Raw genomic sequence first — 1,990 nt, 5'->3', positions numbered from 1 at the left:
GGGCCGCGGAGACGACGGGGGCCGCGCTGGCCGGTGCCCGCGACGGCGTGACGGCCGCGGCGGGACAGGTGGCCTCCGCGGCCAACACCGCGTGGGTCGTCCTGAAGAACCGCAAGATGATCGCGGCCGGCGCCACGGTCGGGGTGACCGCCCTGACGGCGGCGTCCTACGCGGCCGGCCGCCGCTCGGAACGAGGCCACCACGGTCCGCTGACCCGGCTGACCGGCGGCCGCGTCTGACCCGCCCGACCCGGCTGGATCAGGCCAGCAGTTCGGCGAGCCGGTCCAGCACGGTGTCGATCTCCGGGTCCGTGAGCGGGACGAGTTCGAGCAGGAGTTCCCCGTCGCCCTGACGATGGTCCATGACCCAGATCGCCGGGGAACCCGCCCGCAGGGCGTGTGCCAGTGCCGTCGCGTCCGGGCCGGTCCCGGTCGCGGTCACGTGCAGGCTCACACGGGGGAACGGCAGTCCCGTCGGATCGGGCGCGGGCGCCGCGCGGACACCGCGCAGCGCGCCCGCCCGCTCGACGAACCGCTCGACCTTGTCCTCCTGCGCCCGCCGCCACGCGCCGAGATCCGTCTCCTGGCGCACGTGCAGGGCGGCGAGTACGCCGAGGACGGCTTCCTTGCTCGCTTTCATCGCGCGGCCGATCCCCTTCTCCTGCGCCCGTACCGCCTGCACGCGGTCGGCGCGTCCGACCACGATCCCGGCGGTGGGGGAGCCCAGGTACTTCTGGCCGCTCACCAGTACCAAGTCGGCTCCCGTCGCGAGGAGTTCGGCGATCCGGAAGTCCTGTGCGGCCCCGTCGACGACGACGGGCACGCCGTGCCGGTGCGCCGCCGCCACGGCGTCGGCGAGCGGCACCTCGGCGCCGCGCACGAGCCGCGAGGACACGAGCACCAGACACGCCGTCCCCGGCCGGGAGAGCTCCCGTTCCAACGCGTCGACGGTGCACTCGTCCACGGTCCCGGTGACCACGGGCACGGCGCCCGCCAGCCGGATGTCCTGCACGAGCGGATGCCCGTAATGGACCGCGTGTCCCGCGGGCAGCACCACCCGCGACGCCATGCCGCTGGTGTCGGGCAGCGCCGCGATCCGCTCCGGCGAGGTTCCGGCCATCGCCGCCGCGACCGCCAGGGTGATCGCGGAGGAGGTGCAGTGCACGACGGTCCCGGCCTCCGCCCCGGTGGCCCCGGCCAGGACGCGGTCCGCGAGGTCCAGGACCTCCTCCATGACGAAGAACTCGCCCAGCGCCTGTGCGGTGGCGACGGCGACGCCGCGCTCGCTGCGCGAGACGCCGAGCGGTGTGAACGGCCCCCTGGCGTTGATGACGTGCGTCAGCCCGTACTGCTCGTGAAGTCCCATGACCGGCATCCTGCCGCTGCGCCGGACCACGGCGGACGCCGGGTCACTTCCGGTCGCGTACCTCGGTGAGCAGCCCGTACAGGACCACGTTGCCCGCGTAACCCGTGCGCTTGTTGTACGAGCCGCCGCAGGTGATCACGCGCAGTTCGGGCAGGCCGGTGCTGCCGTATACGCGGCGGTCGGGGAAGTGGGTCTTGTCGACGACGTCGATGCCGTGGATCTCGAACACGGCCGTCTTGTGGTCGGTGCGGTCGACCTCGATGTGCTGGCCCTTCTTCAGCGAGCCGAGGCCGTAGAAGACGGCGGGACCGTCGGCGTTGTCGACGTGGCCGTCGATGACGGCGGTGCCGCGCTCGCCGGGACTGACCGCTCCCGTGAACCAGCCCGCCAGATTGGCGTTCCGGGGCGGCGGCGCCTCCAGCCAGCCCTCCCGGTCACGGCCCACCCGGGTCAGCGGCGCGCTCACGCCGATCTCGGGGATCCGCACCCGCAGGGGAGCGGCGGCGGGCAGTGGATCGGCGGGCGGGGTCGTGGTTCCGAGCTTCGCGGCGCCGGGCTCGGGCTGCGGCGGGCCGTCCGCCTGGGACACGCCGTGGTGCACGAGGAGCACGCCCACCAGCAGGAT

At 74.1% G+C, this 1,990-nt stretch carries 2 protein-coding genes and 1 pseudogene; 1 reads left to right on the top strand and 2 read right to left on the bottom strand.

Features of this window, described 5'->3' with window-relative positions; translation table 11 throughout:
- Positions 1 to 239: pseudogene (locus tag G3I40_RS16385) on the top strand (hypothetical protein); the annotation flags it as partial.
- Between the two features lie 19 nt (positions 240 to 258).
- Here the strand turns inward: G3I40_RS16385 and G3I40_RS16380 are convergent.
- Positions 259 to 1,365 carry an aminotransferase class V-fold PLP-dependent enzyme gene (locus tag G3I40_RS16380; RefSeq protein ID WP_164302892.1) on the bottom strand — a complete coding sequence of 369 codons (1,107 nt, stop codon included), beginning with the start codon at positions 1,363 to 1,365 and terminating at the stop codon, positions 259 to 261.
- Positions 1,366 to 1,408: 43 nt separating this feature from the next.
- Positions 1,409 to 1,990 (bottom strand): class F sortase (locus G3I40_RS16375; protein ID WP_164302891.1); only part of this gene is annotated, 582 nt, incomplete at its 5' end.

Source organism: Streptomyces sp. SID14478 (genome assembly GCF_010548525.1).
Taxonomy (GTDB): Bacteria; Actinomycetota; Actinomycetes; order Streptomycetales; family Streptomycetaceae; genus Streptomyces.
The sequence above is the reverse complement of the archived record's forward strand: the minus strand, read 5'-3'. Positions and strand labels throughout refer to the sequence as shown.

What these genes read in the sequence shown, in the direction of transcription:
- G3I40_RS16380 (WP_164302892.1), bottom strand. Translation starts at nt 1,365, where the DNA reads ATGGGACTTCACGAGCAGTACGGGCTGACGCACGTCATCAACGCCAGG.